Origin of the sequence: Flavobacterium sp. (genome assembly GCF_027484205.1) — a bacterium.
In the GTDB taxonomy this organism is placed as follows: Bacteria; Bacteroidota; Bacteroidia; order Flavobacteriales; family Flavobacteriaceae; genus Flavobacterium.
The window spans coordinates 1-18,526 of sequence record NZ_JAIXUB010000028.1; the positions used below are offsets into that span (position 1 = coordinate 1).

The following is an 18,526-nucleotide window of genomic DNA, read 5'->3' on the forward strand; positions in this document are numbered from 1 at the left end:
CTTTTTTCCTCTACTTGTTGGGAATTATAAGTAAAGATACAATTTTGAAAGCAATTCACAACTCTGTTAAACCACGAGCCATTAAATTTATAGTTGGGAATTATAAGTAAAGATACAATTTTGAAAGCAATTCACAACTCTTTAACTGTTGTTGGTGTTACAGGTGCGGTTGGGAATTATAAGTAAAGATACAATTTTGAAAGCAATTCACAACTATAGTCAAATAATATCTATTGACAATCTCGTTGGGAATTATAAGTAAAGATACAATTTTGAAAGCAATTCACAACTTCTGCAGATAGTTTACTCATGTGGATTAGTTGGGAATTATAAGTAAAGATACAATTTTGAAAGCAATTCACAACAGTAGAATAAAACATATCAGTATTTGTTGGGTTGGGAATTATAAGTAAAGATACAATTTTGAAAGCAATTCACAACTTCAACAGGTGTCAATTCATTTATTCTGTAGTTGGGAATTATAAGTAAAGATACAATTTTGAAAGCAATTCACAACTGTTAGTTGCTCGTGAACCTAATTCAGTAAGTTGGGAATTATAAGTAAAGATACAATTTTGAAAGCAATTCACAACTTAATGCTCCAAGCTTTAAAGGAAAATCATGTTGGGAATTATAAGTAAAGATACAATTTTGAAAGCAATTCACAACAGAAATTATTGCCTGCAAATTATCCCTTAAGTTGGGAATTATAAGTAAAGATACAATTTTGAAAGCAATTCACAACTTTGTTCGTTTTCATCTATACCAATTACCGGTTGGGAATTATAAGTAAAGATACAATTTTGAAAGCAATTCACAACGAGAGATATACTGTTAAGTACCAAGATAAAGTTGGGAATTATAAGTAAAGATACAATTTTGAAAGCAATTCACAACGGTTCTCCTATTTATGTTTTCCATGCTGAGTTGGGAATTATAAGTAAAGATACAATTTTGAAAGCAATTCACAACCTTAAGTAATCTATTGGTATATTGGTCCGAGTTGGGAATTATAAGTAAAGATACAATTTTGAAAGCAATTCACAACGAACATATCTAATTGTAATTTGTATCTTCCGTTGGGAATTATAAGTAAAGATACAATTTTGAAAGCAATTCACAACTAATTGAACCTAAGCAACGTTGTATTTTAGGTTGGGAATTATAAGTAAAGATACAATTTTGAAAGCAATTCACAACCTAAACTATAAATATGTTTATTTAGTTCGTGTTGGGAATTATAAGTAAAGATACAATTTTGAAAGCAATTCACAACTAAAGTTCTGACTTTATTTTGGGTTTATATGTTGGGAATTATAAGTAAAGATACAATTTTGAAAGCAATTCACAACGTTGGTCAAACTATAAATAAAGAAAAGGCTGTTGGGAATTATAAGTAAAGATACAATTTTGAAAGCAATTCACAACTATATGTTCCAATATATGAAAGTTTATCTAGTTGGGAATTATAAGTAAAGATACAATTTTGAAAGCAATTCACAACCTTTGCATAGAAGAAACAACAATTCAGCGTGTTGGGAATTATAAGTAAAGATACAATTTTGAAAGCAATTCACAACTGCTTCTAGCTTACTTTTTTCAACAGGTGTGTTGGGAATTATAAGTAAAGATACAATTTTGAAAGCAATTCACAACGCCTTGTTCATAATCAATGTATGCAACCTGGTTGGGAATTATAAGTAAAGATACAATTTTGAAAGCAATTCACAACTCAAAATGATTTCTACATTTATTAAACAACGTTGGGAATTATAAGTAAAGATACAATTTTGAAAGCAATTCACAACATATTTTACAATGCTTAACAAAGGACGAAGGTTGGGAATTATAAGTAAAGATACAATTTTGAAAGCAATTCACAACTAACTTGTGCATAACCTAAATATTTGAGTTGTTGGGAATTATAAGTAAAGATACAATTTTGAAAGCAATTCACAACTCATAGGTTTATTAATGCTTCAGTTAATTGTTGGGAATTATAAGTAAAGATACAATTTTGAAAGCAATTCACAACAGAACGCATTAAAGCAACATCATCAAGCATGTTGGGAATTATAAGTAAAGATACAATTTTGAAAGCAATTCACAACTAGAGTTTGAAACTCTTTTTGTGCCGTTCTGTTGGGAATTATAAGTAAAGATACAATTTTGAAAGCAATTCACAACTAATACTGTTTAGTTGCTTGTGTATTCGCAGTTGGGAATTATAAGTAAAGATACAATTTTGAAAGCAATTCACAACGAATTTATTTAAAAGCCGTTCAATTTAATAGTTGGGAATTATAAGTAAAGATACAATTTTGAAAGCAATTCACAACTGGAGCTGCGCACTTACTTTTAACGTTATTGTTGGGAATTATAAGTAAAGATACAATTTTGAAAGCAATTCACAACAGGTAAATCTGTTGAAATTCCAAGTGCAGCTTTGGGGATTATAAGTAAAGATTTCTAATCACTACAATTTTATTTTAAAAAAATCATTAGATTTGTTTGGTTCGTGCTGTCATCAGCAACATACGGTAAGTAAGAAAACGTATCGGTAATTAAAAATTCTCATTAATGAAAATAATCAAAGTAGTATTTGTTCTTGCTTTCTTAACAAGCTGTAATTTTAATAAAACTTCTGAAGAAAAAGCAATGCTTGACGTTGAATCTTTAAATGCAAAAGAGCAAGAATTCAGTAATGTACAAAATAATCAAGGTGAATTAATTGGAACCATTGAATTTGGAATTCATGCTAATAAAGATGAAGTACAGGATTTTGAGGATGGTATTATTCCATGGATAAGTATTGAAAAAACAAAAGATGAAATAAATCGCCTCATTGATGCAGACAAAGTTGTTATAACCTATTCAGAGATAATATTGATAATTGATTATCCGTTGAATAAACCTGTTGAATTTATAATAAAAAGTTCTGGAAAAGGATTTACAAAAAAGCAACTTGTACTTGAAATCAGTAAAAAATATCACGAAATTTATAAAGTTGAAGAAAGTTCCGCAAAAACTAAAACAATTCCTATTGAAAAAAGAGAAGGTATAATTAATAGAAATGAAACTGATGGAACGTATGGAATTTGGGGTCACGATATTGGTGATTTAGTTTTAAGTTCGGCAGAAGTTTATAAAATGGAAGATGTAAAAATTCAAGTTTTACTTGGAATTGAATCTTGAATCAATACGAACACATCTGATCTCCAAAGCATTTAATACTATCATGACAGGCAACTAAATCTATAATGTCTGTTGATGTTTTAACTTTAATTAAAACCAAAAACTATGATTACAAATTTTGACCACATCATGTCAAATAAATCAGATGGCGAGTTAATAAAAATAGTAACGGTCGATGTACACAAGTATCAAAAGGAAGCTATTGCCAGTGCTCAAAAAGAAATTGAAAAAAGAGATATCGATAGTGCAAAATTTGAAACCATTGCCACAAAAGCTCTAATTGAGAAACGAATTGAAAATAAATTGAATCAAAGTGAAGTTAGCACTGCTTCAAGGATTGTTAACTTTATTGTAGATTTAGTTTCTTTTTGGATAATTTTCTTTGTTATTGCAATGCTGATTAACATTATTTTTACTATTGATTTAAATAATGATTTACTTATTTGGGGTATACTCCTACTCGCTTTCTTCTTGTATTACATTATAATGGAATTCAAGTTTCAAAAAACTATTGGAAAATTTATAACCAAAACCAAAGTAGTTAATTTATATGGTAAAAAACCAAGTCTAAACGATATCATAATTAGAACATGCTGCCGTTTAATTCCACTTGACAGGGTTTCGTTTCTTTTCACCAAAAACGGTTTTCATGATAAAATTTCCAATACAACGGTAATTAAAGACTAATCATCTGCTTTCATCCTTGAGCAGTTTCAATTGTTTATAAAAATTACATTTTTCATTTTATAAATCACTCAAAATGAATTGATTAATTAAAAAAATGATTAAAGTAACACTAACGTCAGTTCGAGTGGTTTTCTGGTTTAAAAACGCTAGCTTTTGAAAAAGAGAATTATATCGAGAACCTTTTACACAAAAATTAATAAATAAATAAAATTAAATAACAAAATACAGTTTATTTTCTTACATGATTAATAAATATTTATTACTATTGTAGGAAAATCAACCTTGATTAAAGTAGTAGTTACAATTAAAAGTAGAATTAATGAACATTGAAATTTCGAATAATTTTAAAAAAATGACAACAAAAGCAATTGTATCAATTGTTTTATTTTTAATAGTTTACATTTTGCTTTTACTCTTAGCAATTGGTCTAACAATAGCTAGTGTTATAGGAGGATTTTATATCATTACATTTAAACTAAATGCAATTACTATAGGTTTTGGAATAGGCTTGGCAAGTTTAGGCTTTTTTATTTTAGCTTTCTTGTTCAAATTTATTTTCAAAAAACATAAAACAGACCTAAGTCATTTAACTGAAATTACAGAAAAAACAGAACCAAAATTGTTTCACTTTATCAATGAAATTGTAAAAGAAGTAGAAACAGATTTTCCGAAAAAAATATATCTTTCCTCTGATGTAAATGCTAGTGTATTTTATGACTCAAGCTTTTGGAGTATGTTTTTTCCAATCAAAAAGAATTTACAAATTGGATTGGGTTTAGTAAATACCTGCACGGAGCAAGAATTTAAAGCAATTATGGCTCATGAGTTTGGTCATTTTTCACAAAAAAGCATGAAAGTGGGTAGCTACGTTTACAATGTAAATCAAGTCATTTTTAACATGCTTTACGACAATGAATCGTTTGATAAAATGATTCAACAATGGGCAAATATTAGTGGTTATTTTTCAATTTTTGTGATTATTGCTGTAAAAATAATTGAAGGAATTCAGTGGATTTTAAAGAAAATGTACGAATTCATAAACATCAACTATTTAGCACTTTCTAGAGAAATGGAATTTCATGCCGATGAAGTTGCTGCAAATGTTGCTGGTTATATACCATTAAAAGAATCCTTATTACGAATGGATTTAGCAAATCATTCCTTCAATTCGGTGCTTGGTTTTTATGAAAACAAATTAATCGAAAATATAAGAAGTAGCAATTTATATAAAGAGCAAAGCTATGTTTTGAAATTTTTAGCAGATAAAAGTTCTTTACCAATTAAAAACGATTTACCAGTAGTTTCTCCACTAGATTTAAGTAAGTTTAATAAATCAAAACTCGTTATCAAAGACCAATGGGCATCGCATCCAAGTACTGAAGAACGTATCGTAAATCTAGAACGATTAAATATTACCAAAAATAGCACAAAGGAGCAATTGGCTAATTTACTATTTAGTGATATAGAAAAACTTCAAGAAAACTTAACCAAAAAGTTGTTTTCGTTTGTAGATAATGCAGATCAACTAACTAGTTTACAAATTGAAGATTTTAAAACACAATACCATACCGATTTTGAAGATAACTCTTTCAACAAAATATACAATGGCTATTACGATCATAAAAATCCGAACTATTTTGACATTGTAACAGCTACAGGAGTAGTAAATCAAAATCACAATTTTGAATACTTTTTCAACAAAGAAAACATCGATATGATTTATGATTATATTGCTCTTGAAAATGATAAAAACATGTTGGTTAACATCGATAACAAAACTTTTGCAATCAAGACATTTGATTATGACGGCAAAAAATATAAAGCACAAGAAAGTAGTTTATTATTACCGAAAATCGAAAAAGAAATAGAAGAATTAAAGGTTAAAATAACCAATAATGATGTAGCAATATTTTCTCATTTTTATCAATTAGCCAAAGATAAAGAAGTAGGATCGGAATTAAAATCGAAATACAATCAATTGTTTGCTAATGATCAGCTACACGATAAAAAAGCCGAGTTATACACTAATTTAATAGAAGCAACTGAGTTTTTAAGAGTAAGTACTCCATTTGAAACAATAGTAACTAATTTAAAAACACTTAAAAAAATAGAAACCGAATTAAAAAAAGAAATAAAACTTATACTAGAAAACCCGCTTTTACAATCGGATATCTCAGCTTCTAGCAGAGAGAATTTTGAAAACTACTTAAAAGAAGATTATGTTTATTTTTCAAATAATGAATACCGAGATAAAGAACTTCATATACTATCTAATGCAATTAATGACTTTAGTTACTATACTTCACGCAATTATTTTTTTCTAAAAAAAGATTTATTGAACTTTCAAGCAGAACTTTTATCAAAATAAAAATTGCATTTCCATTTTATAAAATTACTCGAACTGAAGTTGGGTTTAATAATTTTAATATATTTGTTAGAGTTGATAATAAACATGTAAACCTTATACCGTGTAAAATCAATGTCAAAAAATAACTTTCTTAACTGCGGAAAAGTACTCACAGATAAATTTTGTGGTGGTTGTGGACAAAAAGCCTTTTTAGTTCCTTTATTTTAGAATAGATGTTTCATAAACACTAAAATAACTTCGTTACCATTTATAATTAAATGACAATCAACAACTTCAATCATATTATTTCGTCTAATGATTTTGATATTTTACATCAGGAGAAAACCTATTCAAATGATGTAATAGAAAAATCTACCGAAGTTATTCTTGAATTCAATGGAACAAGTATTAGATTAAAATTTGATTTAACAGAACACAGTCATATTGAAAAAAGTAATTTTTTATTCATTCCTGAAACTAGCATATTATTTTATAGTGGAAGTATCGAATGGTGCGCATTTGACCTGATCAATAAATGTTTAATAAGACATGAAAGAGCAACTCAACTACCTTACATAGAAAGGCGTAACGATATTATTCTGATTTTTGATGATATGTATGTTGAGTGTACCGATTTAAAAGCTGAACAAATTGACAATGTTCTTGTTGATCCACCAACTGAATCTGTGGTTTTTGAAGACAGAATAGAATTCAATAGCTCTATTTTTGGAAAACAAATATTGAAATTACAAAAATAATAGATTACACAAAGTGCAACAAAAATCTAAAGAATATCAAAAAATTGAAGGATATAATTGGTTTTTAGGAGAATTTTAAATGTATTACCGCTTCCCGCTTCCTTCTTCCATCTTCAATCTTCCTTCTTCAATCTTCCTTCTTCCCGCTTCTCTCTTCCATCTTCCCGCTTTCTTCCAAAACCTACTCCTTAAAAATCACTCCATTATCACCAATATAATACCAATCTTTTTTTGAGTTTTCATAAACACCAATGATTTCAAAATCAGGCAAAGGATAATTTTCTATGGATCTTGACCCAATAGAACCGTTATATTTAGCTTCAAAATAGACTTTGTTTTTTGGAAAATAATAGCCATTCAACTCGTCCATACTTAACTTGCATTTTATTCTATCACAATAAATTGCATCATATTTAGCTGGCACTAATACAATTCCTGTTTCATCAATGATTCCAAACTTATCCTCTTTTCTAAACTTCAATATAAAATGTTGGCTTTGTGTTTTTTCATCATAATAATCATCTAAAAATTCCAACTTTGAGTCCAAACCTTTAAACCTATTTCTAGACTTTGAATTTTCAAATCCATATTGGTAGGCATTTTTCTTTTCTTCCTTAAAAATAAAAGCATAATCAAACTTTTTATGCTTTTCAACCCAATCATATTTTGTAGTTAATTCATTTTGCGTTGAAGAATTGGAATCTATCATTTCACCTGTACCCGCTGCTGTAGAATATTGTATTAAATCATCCTCATTAAAAAGTGGTGTAAAAACATATTTCGTTTCTTGCTCATTGACTACTTTCCATTTACATGATTTCTCGTCTTTTGAAACATAATTCAATTGGTCATAAATCATCGGAATTACAATTTTACCATAGTAATCGGCTAAACCTAACTTTCCGTTTTTTTGGATGACATACGATTCATTTCTTACTCCTTTGATACTTTCATACTCAATAGGAAGATAAACGGTATTAAAATCTCTCAAACCCATTTTACCATTGGCATCAATTATCGTAAATCGATCGGAATCGTATTCAAATTTGAAATCAGTATATTGAATAGGAAACAAAAGCTTGTTGTCATCAGTCAACATTCCCACTTTATTATTTTGAAAGACCTTACAATACTTTATAGAAACACTTTTTTGTCTATTAATCACACTTTCAAACAAAGTGACACTATCATAGACAGGTGTAATTACAATTTTGCCATTACTATCACTAAAACCCCAAAGCGATGCTTTTCTGTAGGGTACCAAAACATCTTTCAATTGCGCATTTGAAACCAAACTCGTAAAAACTAATACTATAAAAACGATCTTCTTCATTACTTACTAAAATTGAAAGTGAAAGTACCTTTTTCTATGGTACGCGTTACTGTTTCTTGATTTAAATATTTATCTAAAGAATGGCGTGATTTAACAAATCCATTTTTAAAATTCCAATTGGCAAACTTGGGATAATTTTTTTCATCCAATTCATATTTAATCAAATTGAATTTGCTCGAACTTCCTTTGTAATAAAAATTAGAAATATCAGAAGAGGAAAGTAATTTAAGTTGATTTGCATCACACTCATTAATTTTAATTGTCTGTGAGGTAAGTACTGTTACCTCATTATCCACAAATTTACAATAATATACTTTCTTCAAATTATAATCATAAAATTTTGCATTGCTACCGTTTTCATTAAATTTTGAAAAAAGATGGAGCTGCAATGTTCCATCCTCACTTGAATAGGATGTAGTTGTAAAGTTCTGAGTTTTCTTGTCAAATCGTTCAACATAAACACCGTTTTGCGTGATTTTATAAAAAAAGCTTTTGTAAACTGTGGTATCAAATCCTGAGATTATACTATCGTTTATTTTAGGTAGAGCTTCTAAACAATCGCTAATGGCATCTTCTTTCTCTTTGAAAGTAACTAGAAAATCTTCCAAATCAGCAACAGTTCTACCCTTTTCTGTTGCAATTTTTAAATCTGATAATTCCAATTCCAATCCTTGCATAGATAAAGCGACAATTTTTTTATTATTAGGAATATTTCGCAACAAACCCATATCTTTTAAGAAACTCACAAATTTATCATCCACTTGAACGCCATCAGTAATCCAAATTTTGAAATCTAAAACATCATTATCAAGTGAATACCGTTCTGCTTTTTGTCCGAAAATAGTTTTCAAAGTACCATCTTTATAAAATCCTCCTTTTGGGAACGCTTCTTTGAAAGTGTAATATTTTAAATCAAATGCTTCTCTAACCACATACACATCAAATTCTTTGAAATAAGCCAACGCTTTTGCCTTTTTATTTCCATAGAGCAATCGGTTGATGACAAAATACTTTCCGTCATCTAAACTCGAAAATTTAATTTTAAACTTCTTGTCTTCTTCATTTTGCAAAACTATTTTAGGTGATACTTCCCAATCTTTATCATCTACTTTAAAAATAATATTCTGACCAAAAGAGGAAAAACTTATAAAATAAAAAAACAATAGAATTTTAAACTTCATTTTGATGGTTTTGAGGTTTCAAATATACAATATCAGTACATAACACAAAACAAAGGAAACAAAAAACCACGAGCAACTACTCATGGTTTTCCTTATTTAATTTTGCAAACACCAATGCAAAATCCTCGCAATATTTTTAGCATCGTCAACACCTCGGTGATGCGTTCCTTCAAGGGGAAAGTTCAACATATGCAATGCACCATTCATTCCTGTTGGTTTTTTTAAACCATAAACATCAGCAAATAGAACTTTAACGTTAATATGCTCATCACCCATTGGATATGGAACTCCAAAAGAATTGCATTGTTTTTTAAGCATGTTTAAATCGTACTGACCATAACTCGCCCAAGTATATAAATCGGGTTGATACTCGTCAACTAATTGCTCAATAGCTTCCTCAAATGAAACACCTTTTGAATCCAATAATTCTTGAGTTATCGTTGTCAATTCGGTACAAAACGGACTCACTTTTGATCGTTGCGGACGAATTAAAATACCTTTGTTTTTTGAAATAGTTCCTGTCAGCGTATCTAAAACTGCTAACCCTATTTCGATGATTTCGTTTTCTTGTCCTTGCGGAACTGGACCTTGCCAACATGTGGCTTCAAGGTCAATAATTATAATTTTATCTGTAGTTTTCATTTTTTTTAAATTTAAAATTAATCTTCTCTTTAGCCAAAAGGCGCTTTCCAATCTTTCTTTAAGATAATACTTTTGACTTCTTCATATGAAAGTGGTGCATAATTGTGGCAATCGACACCAACATCAAAAGACCTTGAAGTGGGATCGTCAAATAAATGACCATGTGAATGTCCATATAAATGCCAAGTTCCTCTAAATGAACTTCTCCAAACTTTCATAGCGTAATGAAATAATATGATTTTCTGCTTGCCATTTGGAGCTTCTTCATCGGCTACATTCAATTCGTAGTAGTCTTTTATCCACTGAAATCGCTTAGGATAACTCAACGCCGATTTGTCGTGATTACCTTTTACAAGAAATATGGTGCCATTCAATTGGTCTAAAATTTCTTTAGTTCGTTCTGGTCGCGCCAAAGAAATATCACCTAAATGGTACACAATATCGCTTGCACTTACCTTTACATTCCATCGCTTAATAAGCTCTTCGTCCATTTCTTCTATGGTTTGAAACGGTCGCTCGCTAAACTTAATAATATTCGTATGACCAAAGTGATGATCCGACGTAAAAAATATTTTTTGATTCATTTTTATCATTTATTTTAAAGTGTTCGCCACTTTACTAGTTAAACTTAAACCACGAACAGTTTCCTACTCGTGGTTTTTCTTATTTAACGAAAATTTCTTTCAATTGACCGATGACGTTTCCAGAACCTGAAATGGTGATTTCACCAATTTTATCAGCAATCTTTTCAACGTATTCCATCTCTTTCAATTTCCACAACATTTCGTTTTCTTCCATCAATTTGGCAGTGTTCAACATACTTCTCATGGCCGCAGTTTCTTCACGCCTCATAATGCTGTTGGCTTGGGCTTTTTTCTCAGCAACCAATACTTGATTCATGATTTCTTTCATATCACCAGGCAAGATAACATCTCTGATTCCTGCGTTGAAAACAACCAAACCTAAATTGCTGATTTTATCAGTTACTTGTTCCAAAACTTCTTTTGAAATAGTGTCTTTTCTGTTCAACAATTCATCCAAAGTAAAAGTACCTACAAAAGCTCTTAAAGCCAATTGCATGGTTACATACAACTGTTTGTCAAACTCTTTATTGGTAACCAATGCTTTTATAACATCAACTACTTGATAGTTTACAAAGAAATTAATTCGCAATGCTGCTTTATCTTTAGTCAATAATTCCTGACCTGAAATTTCCATTTGTTGTTGCCTGATGTCTACACCTTTTACTTCAACTGAAATTGCATTATTCCAAAAGTAATAAGTTCCAGCAGTTAATTCTTTCACAAAAGAACCGTTAACAAACAACAACGCTTTTTCATAGTTAAATACTTGAAATTTCCTTGTGAATGGTCTCACTTTCAAATTTTCCAATAAAGTAACTGGAATTTGTTCCGTGATATTTACTTTAGACAAATCGGCTTTCACAAATTTGTTTTCTGCATAACCTTTCCAAAAAGCATACCTTCCAGTTGCCAAAACTTCTTTAAAAATGCCATTGACAAAGTACAAAGCAATTTCATTATCAGCTACCTCAATAACTTCTAACATGGATGCTAACTGCTCATTTTGCAACAAAATGTTCAATTCTATTGGAGCTACAAATGAATTTTTCATTTCATAAATCAATACATTTTTGTTGCCAAAAACCCAAGAAATACCTTCTTGCAATACTTCATTCAACTTTCCGTTTTTGAACACTAAACCTACTTGGTACGCATTCACTTTAATTCTTTTAATCATCATTTCTATTTTTTTTTTGCCACAAAGACTCCAAGGCACAAAGCGACTCAAAAATCTTACAGCCATTATTTTTTTAATAACTTCTATTTGCCTGCATCATACAACTTTGTCACACTGAGCGCAGTCGAAGTGCCATTTTTTTAAAAAAACCTGTTTGTCCTCATCCTCAGATTCCGACGGAAAACAAAGTGTTTGTTTTTCCTTTACCTTGGTTTGCCATTCTATTTTACAAATTCAAAATTGTACGCAATCTTTATTAGTAATCAAATATTAAAGCAATATAAATTCCAATCAAACCATTTCATTTTCAGGTCATCTCTTGAGTGCATCATTTGAACACTTTTTTTCTCCTTTGCCGATAAAGACAAACCTGTTTTCTTTTTTTGTGCATTATTTTAAAGAGCTATGCTACTCTTGACAAGCTACATTTACAGTGTAGTGCTCTTGACCACTTGAGCTATCTCGTTTTTAGACGAGAGCAGGATTCGAACCTGCGTATCCAAATTACTATTGTTCTAACCATACTGAACTATCTCGTTCGCAAACGAGAGTGGGAATCGAACCCACGACCCATAGTGGTGATTATTTTTTGGAAAACAATCAAAACCTCCAAATCAAGTTGAGCAGTACAACATCATTCGCCATTGCGAAAAGAGTACTACAATAGTGCTATACAGAAACACCCAACAAGACTTGTTTGATATTATATAAATCATTGAACTTATTTCTGGAACAAAGATTTCAAAAACACTGCGCAATTATTTTGCGCAGTGAAAATAAATTATAATAAGCCCATTCTTCTTTGATGTTCTTTATCTCTAACTTCTATCGCTCCAAACGGACTTCCTTTGAAATATCCAATATTCACAAAACCGTTTTCTTCGGTAATAAGCGATTCCTTCTTGGTTACAGCTCCAGTATATTTAGAACCATAATCACCTTCTATTTGTCCCGTCGCCGGATTCAAATCACCCCATTTCGGTGTCTTTCCGTTATAAATAGGTTCTACGAAATACGTGATTCCTGTTAACCTTGACTTCATTAAAAACCTTCCCGTTTCGTCGGTATTGGTTAAAAATCTTTTTAGTATATCTTGTCTCATAATTTTAATATTTATTTTGTTTATCAATTAGACTTTCAAAGTCATAAACTCTTCTTTAATCATTTTGATGATTACATTATTCAAGCGTTTTGTAATTCCTTTTTGTTCTTCTTTTTCCAAAATGTTAAAGCTCTCTGCTTGTTCTTTCATAAAATCTGTCAAAATATCTTGAGCAAACAAACCAGTTATCTTTCCCATCATTTTTGGTGTAAACTCACCTTCTTTACTCAATACATTGTATAATCTATTGGTAGTAATATAAGTTTGAATTTCTTCCCAAACAATTTGAGCATTTTCAGTAAAAACAACTTCTTTATGAACTGTTTTATCTCTTTTAACTTTGGTTTTCTCTGACCATTTTTCGTTTTTATTTTTCAAAATTACTCGAGAACCATTACCGAAATACTTCACTTGCGCTGGTCTAATAATTACACCTTCTGTTATATTATCTTCCAATGCTGTCAAACCTAACCAATCTGGAATTTTAGAGTTGAACTCATTTGGATATTTCAAAGCTTCTTTCAAAGTACCTTCAAACAACGTTTTTGCATAAAAGAAATTCATTGTTTCAAAGAAAGTATTTGCAGTAGCTACATCTAAATAATGTGTACCATTCAACTTAATATCGAAGGCATAAAAATCATTTTCTGGACTGTAATCAATACCTTTTTGAACTTTAATAGCCTCTTTTATTGGCACAACATCTTTATGATTGTAATGACCACCAAACAATTCACCGTAAATAACCAAGGTTTCAATATCATCAAATTGTTCTTTTACTTTTTCAAACAATTGCAACACACTATCATGGTATTTTTCAGCCACTTTTTGAGCGTTGTAAAAGGTTTCATCCTCTTGAATAAAGTCAGTTCGTTTAGCAATCTTTACAAGTTTACCATCTGTAAAGAAAGAAAAGTTAGCGCCGTGAACTTTCTCTTGAACTACATAGATTTCTTTTTCAAAACCATGAATAATAATTTGCTCCAAAACTATTTTTTGGTAAGCATTTTCTATAGAATTGTATTTTTTAAATTCCATTGTCTTTTTCTTTTTTAAATTAATTACTCTTTCAAATCAATTATTAATAATTTGTGGAACAGATTCGAGTTGAACGAATACCTTCAGTTCTTCAAACTGACGTGCATACCACATACACCACTATTCCTTTTGTACAGGAAGAGTCCCGAAACTTCGGGATGAACCTTCAAAATTCAGATCCTAAATCTGACGCGTATACCATTCCGTCATTCCCGCATTTTGTCTGAGAAGCAGACCCGAAAATTCGGGAGAACTTGCAACCTATCGCTTCCAAGATTAGTAACCTCTGTTACCTTCCTTTAGGTTACTCAAAGAGGTTGCAGTTTTGAGAGACAGTCAAATCTTCCAACCAACTTTGAGTTTGGTTCCTTTCTAAAAAACCTTATTATTCTGGAAGTCCCGAAACTTCGGGAGAACCTTTAACCTATTGTTTCGCAGGCAATTGCTCTTTCCAATTGAGCTATAGAATCAAACTTATAAGCAAAAAAAAAACACCTCGTAAAAGGTGCTTCATATCATAACATTGGAATACTACTACTCCATTTGCCTGCATTTTTGCACCTGTATATTGTAAAACACAAAGTCTAAACTCGGAGTTCCATTCAGTTTATTATGTTGTATGCGATTTATCATTTTTTTTATTGTATAATTTATATTGTATTGTTGTATATCGTGCTGTTGTTTATTGTATTTTGAGAAAACTGATAACAGAACACTGATTACTAATTTTCCGCTGCAAAGATAAAGTCAAAAAAAACGAACTTCCAAATTTATTTTCATTTTATTTTATTGATTTTCAATTAGTTAAACTAAATTTTAAACATAAAAAATCCTGTCCACTATTTGAGTAGATGTCTAAGAAGTGTCAAATGACTGTCTCTCATTTGGTTACTTTTCAAGGTTTATTTTGTTATATTTTTAATTTGCATCAAACATTTTTTTATTTTTTTTGCCACAAAGACACTAAGTCACTAAGTTTCTTGTTGTTTTTGCTTTTCATTGGTCATTATTTTTCTCTTTTAAACAAAAAAAACGTCCCATTTTCATAGGACGTTATTTATCTTGGTATTTTTTTCTAAAATTAACTTTCAATTTCATAAAAACACTTACAACGTCCACCACATCCAACAGAATATTTTCCTGCTAAACGGTCTATAGTTTGATTAAAAAGTGATTTCATTGTGTGCATTTGTTTTTATTTTCGGTGGCAAATGTAGGAATAAATAGTATTTAAAAAAATCCATAATCATTAAATTAGTGCTATAGCTTATAATTAATAGAAATTTATGCCAAAAATAGATTGTGAAAAATAATATTATTTAAGATATTTACTACTTCTACAAATTATAATTAATAACATTTTCTATGCCCATGAAAAAGCATCTTAAATACATAGACGGAACTTCTGATAAGTTTTGGCAAATTGAAGCTATAAATAATCAATTCACAGTTACTTATGGAAAAAATGGCACTTCAGGAGTATCTCAAATTAAATCATTTGATACTAATGAAGATTGTTTGAAAGCAGCTGAAAAGCTTTTGGCTGAGAAAATTAAGAAAGGATATTCTGAAAATGGTGAAGTTGTTATAATAGATAAAGTAGATCCTAAAACAGGAAAAGTTTCCAATATAAAAGCAATATTGGATGAATATGATTTTATAATTACTCAAAAAAATACTGCTTTACTTCTACCTTTTTTGCAGAAAAATTCAAAAGGTAATTTAGAAATTATTCGCAAACATATAAAAAAGAACAAGCGATATTGGATGACTTTTGTTGACTTAACGCTTGAACCTGGTTATAAAAAAACAAATAACAACTGGAATTGGGGAATAAGAGGTGATGGAAAAATCAAAGAAATTATTACTCTTAGTGCAATAGCAACTTTCGATAAAACTGATATTCTTACGTTTGATGAAGTTCTAGAATATTTAGAACAAACTGAAAATAAATCAGTTTTAGAAGTTTTAAATTGGGCAAAACCCGCTTGGATTGAATTATATCTTTTAGACCGATTTAGAAAAAATGAATGGATTACTTTCGAGTACAAATCATTACGTTTTTTGGAGGACAATGGATATGTAAATTTCAATGCTGAGTTATTTGGTCTATGCTTATCTCGGTTCAACAGTTGGCGTGCTAATACTAATCCACGAGATTTTGTAGAATTCTTAGCCAATGATGAAATTGTCTACACAAGAGATCTTCCACTACTATATGAATATGAAACAAATATTCAGAACAGTACTTTTAATGAAACACCAAATGCTAGTTATAGAGAATTCAATACATGGAATTTAGCTTTCAACCGTTTATTATCAGAAAATAAATTAGATAAAAAAACATTTATTGAAAATGCTATCTTGATTCAAACCAAAGAATGGAATAATAATCTAAAACTTTTTTTTAGAAAATTAATAGAAGATATAAATGTCACATCCGATGATTTAATTCCGTTTCAACAAAACATTTTTACTTTCTTTCATAATCCGAATCCAACCATTACAAATTATGGAGCTGAACTGGTTAAGAAACTTTATGATCATCCAAAATTTAAAACAAAATCATACCTAGAATGGTTAGAAGGTTTGATGATGCGAAATGATTGTAAAGCTGCAATTAAAACTAGCTTAATGATTTTAGAAAAGTTGAGTAAAGCCAATCCAAAACTAAACAAACCAATTGCATCATTAATTGCTGATATTTATATAGTTTCAGATCTTAATATTCAAGAAAGAGCAACCAAATTACTTTTGAAAATTGGAAGCGAAAAAGATACTGTTCTTTCAGAAAAATTAGCTTCTTATGTAAGCTTTATGCAAGGAAGTATTAAATCAAGTTTAAGTAAATTCTTGAGTGAAGAAGATTTAGTAGTTGACGAATCCTTACTTGAGCACTATCATTATAAAAATGAAAAGGTTAGTGTTCTTCTTGAAAAAGTTGAAATTCCAAAAGACTGGAATGATATCCTATTTTTAATTGGACGCTTTATTTCTTCTGATGATGTTGTTGACTCAGAAATTTTAATAAATGTATTTATTTCGCAAACGCATTTATTTCCGCCAAATTATACTAGTCAACTGCAACCCTATTTAAAACAATTAGAAAAAAATTACTTTACGAGTATTTTAAAAAATTATGTAAAAAATTTATTAATAAATAAAATTCCTGACAAAGACATCATTTATAAAATAAATGATAAGGACTTTATAACACTGAATACACTTAAATTAATCAAAACAATCATACAAAAAGCACTTCAAAAAAACAATGAAGGTTCGAAACTCCCGTTACTGTCTTTCCCAACGCACAAACCTTATTGGGTTGAACCAAAAATACTTTTGGAACGAATTATTCAATATCAAATTTCTAAAGAAACTATTGATAAAGTTGATTTGAGCATTGCCATCAGCAGAATGCCACGCGAAAATGTAGAAAAGGCAATTCCGTTGTTAAATAAACTTGACACAGAAATGAAAGAACTGATGTCCTACTGCTTAGGTGTTTCTAATGAAATAAAAATCAATTCGTCATCTGTATTGTCTAAATTATTTCAAAAAGTAACTAATACAAATCAAGATTCCGAAAAAATAGCTTTGTGGGCTGTTGCTGCAAGAACCCATTATCCAAATGAAACTTTTGAAGTATTTGAAAAAACTACATTAAGTGACATTCCATTTGTTACTAAACCATTTGATGCGCCTTTACAATTTAAAGATAAATGGAATGAATGGAAAAACTACAATACCAAAGAAATAGAACGCTCTCCATCATGGACAGAACTTACTTACCAACTTCCTGTAGGGAAAACTGCTCCTCAAAATTTCATTTACAATCTTGATTTACATCCAAAAAAGGAGCGATATACTTGGCATTCTGATTATGTATTAAATTCTGAAGACAATGCCTATTACTGGAATAGTCTTATGCCTCAAAACAACCAACCACTTGCCTATTTACTTTTAGCAAAAAATTGTAAAATAGCCGATGGCACTAATCATGAATTGAAAGGCTTTCTAAATATCACTAACATTCCTGGTTTTAAATTTGATACAACATCACTACTAGTACTCGCTTGTTGCTTCTTCCAAGAGAAAAAAGATATCCGTCTTTTAGCATCCGAAGTAATTATAAATCTTGTTGAAAAACAAAATATTGATATCGTATCATTTTCTGAAAAATTAGCTTATCTCATTACTAATAAATATGGTATATTATTACGTTTAATTGATGGAATTATTGCATTAAAAGACGTTTCTGCTATGCATAATTCGGCTTTATTTTTAATTTTAGATGGGATTTTCAAACAAATAGAATTGGGTGATAAATTGCCAACAAACTTTAAAAAATTAGTTGAAAACTATTTAGATGTTATTGCTAAAACCAATCAAAAACCTTCATCTGAAAGTCTACAATTCTTTGAAAAATACAAAGAAAACAATTCGTTAAAACCACTTATTAAACAACTTCTAATTTCATAA

The 18,526-nt window shown here is 29.8% G+C and carries 12 protein-coding genes, 2 tRNA genes and 2 CRISPR repeat arrays; of the genes, 5 read left to right on the top strand and 9 right to left on the bottom strand.

The features are described 5' to 3' along the window. The first annotated feature begins 92 nt into the window (after nt 1-92). Nucleotides 93-1,960: direct repeats of the CRISPR family, unit length 46 nt; unit sequence GTTGGGAATTATAAGTAAAGATACAATTTTGAAAGCAATTCACAAC. A gap of 105 nt (nt 1,961-2,065) precedes the next feature. Further along, nucleotides 2,066-2,415: a CRISPR direct-repeat array (repeat unit 46 nt; unit sequence GTTGGGAATTATAAGTAAAGATACAATTTTGAAAGCAATTCACAAC). 165 nt (nt 2,416-2,580) lie between these two features. From Q0049_RS15825 to Q0049_RS15840, 4 genes are all read left to right on the top strand, one after another. Further along, a complete protein-coding gene (locus Q0049_RS15825; RefSeq protein ID WP_298121961.1) occupies nt 2,581-3,195 on the top strand; it encodes a hypothetical protein in 615 nt (204 codons plus the stop codon). A gap of 105 nt (nt 3,196-3,300) precedes the next feature. Beyond that, nucleotides 3,301-3,882 carry an RDD family protein gene (locus Q0049_RS15830; RefSeq protein WP_298121964.1) on the top strand — a complete coding sequence of 194 codons (582 nt, stop codon included), beginning with the start codon at nt 3,301-3,303 and terminating at the stop codon, nt 3,880-3,882. A gap of 352 nt (nt 3,883-4,234) precedes the next feature. Continuing rightward, complete coding sequence (locus Q0049_RS15835) at nt 4,235-6,250, top strand: M48 family metallopeptidase (RefSeq protein WP_298121966.1); 2,016 nt, start codon at nt 4,235-4,237, stop codon at nt 6,248-6,250. Nucleotides 6,251-6,507: 257 nt separating this feature from the next. Beyond that, nucleotides 6,508-6,987: a hypothetical protein gene (locus Q0049_RS15840; protein WP_298121968.1), complete on the top strand. Its 480-nt coding sequence runs from the start codon at nt 6,508-6,510 to the stop codon at nt 6,985-6,987. A gap of 181 nt (nt 6,988-7,168) precedes the next feature. Here the strand turns inward: Q0049_RS15840 and Q0049_RS15845 are convergent, their stop codons facing one another. The 9 genes from Q0049_RS15845 to Q0049_RS15885 form a co-directional block, all read right to left on the bottom strand. Continuing rightward, nucleotides 7,169-8,320, bottom strand: a complete 1,152-nt coding sequence (locus Q0049_RS15845; RefSeq protein WP_298121971.1) for a WG repeat-containing protein — start codon at nt 8,318-8,320, stop codon at nt 7,169-7,171. Further along, complete coding sequence (locus Q0049_RS15850; RefSeq protein ID WP_298121973.1) at nt 8,320-9,501, bottom strand: hypothetical protein; 1,182 nt, start codon at nt 9,499-9,501, stop codon at nt 8,320-8,322. Before Q0049_RS15850 ends, Q0049_RS15845 begins: the two co-directional genes overlap by 1 nt. A gap of 96 nt (nt 9,502-9,597) precedes the next feature. After that, on the bottom strand, nt 9,598-10,143 hold the full coding sequence (locus Q0049_RS15855; protein WP_298121974.1) for a 3'-5' exonuclease: 546 nt from the start codon (nt 10,141-10,143) through the stop codon (nt 9,598-9,600). A gap of 29 nt (nt 10,144-10,172) precedes the next feature. Continuing rightward, a complete protein-coding gene (locus tag Q0049_RS15860) occupies nt 10,173-10,727 on the bottom strand; it encodes a metallophosphoesterase (protein ID WP_298121977.1) in 555 nt (184 codons plus the stop codon). A gap of 79 nt (nt 10,728-10,806) precedes the next feature. After that, complete coding sequence (locus Q0049_RS15865) at nt 10,807-11,907, bottom strand: slipin family protein (RefSeq protein WP_367179001.1); 1,101 nt, start codon at nt 11,905-11,907, stop codon at nt 10,807-10,809. A 470-nt stretch (nt 11,908-12,377) separates the two neighbouring features. Beyond that, nucleotides 12,378-12,443 (bottom strand) — tRNA-OTHER (locus tag Q0049_RS15870). A gap of 242 nt (nt 12,444-12,685) precedes the next feature. Continuing rightward, the gene (locus Q0049_RS15875) at nt 12,686-13,006 is read right to left on the bottom strand and encodes a hypothetical protein (protein WP_298121980.1); all 321 of its coding nucleotides are present in this window, start codon (nt 13,004-13,006) and stop codon (nt 12,686-12,688) included. A 27-nt stretch (nt 13,007-13,033) separates the two neighbouring features. Further along, entirely contained in the window at nt 13,034-14,044 is a 1,011-nt protein-coding gene (locus Q0049_RS15880) for an RNA ligase, Rnl2 family (RefSeq protein WP_298121983.1), read from the bottom strand. A gap of 54 nt (nt 14,045-14,098) precedes the next feature. Continuing rightward, nucleotides 14,099-14,171, bottom strand: a tRNA-Phe gene (locus tag Q0049_RS15885). Between the two features lie 1,244 nt (nt 14,172-15,415). On the opposite strand from Q0049_RS15885, the gene Q0049_RS15890 reads away from it, so the two are divergent. Then, nucleotides 15,416-18,526 (top strand): DUF6493 family protein, encoded by a 3,111-nt coding sequence (locus Q0049_RS15890; RefSeq protein WP_298121986.1) that lies wholly within the window; start codon nt 15,416-15,418, stop codon nt 18,524-18,526.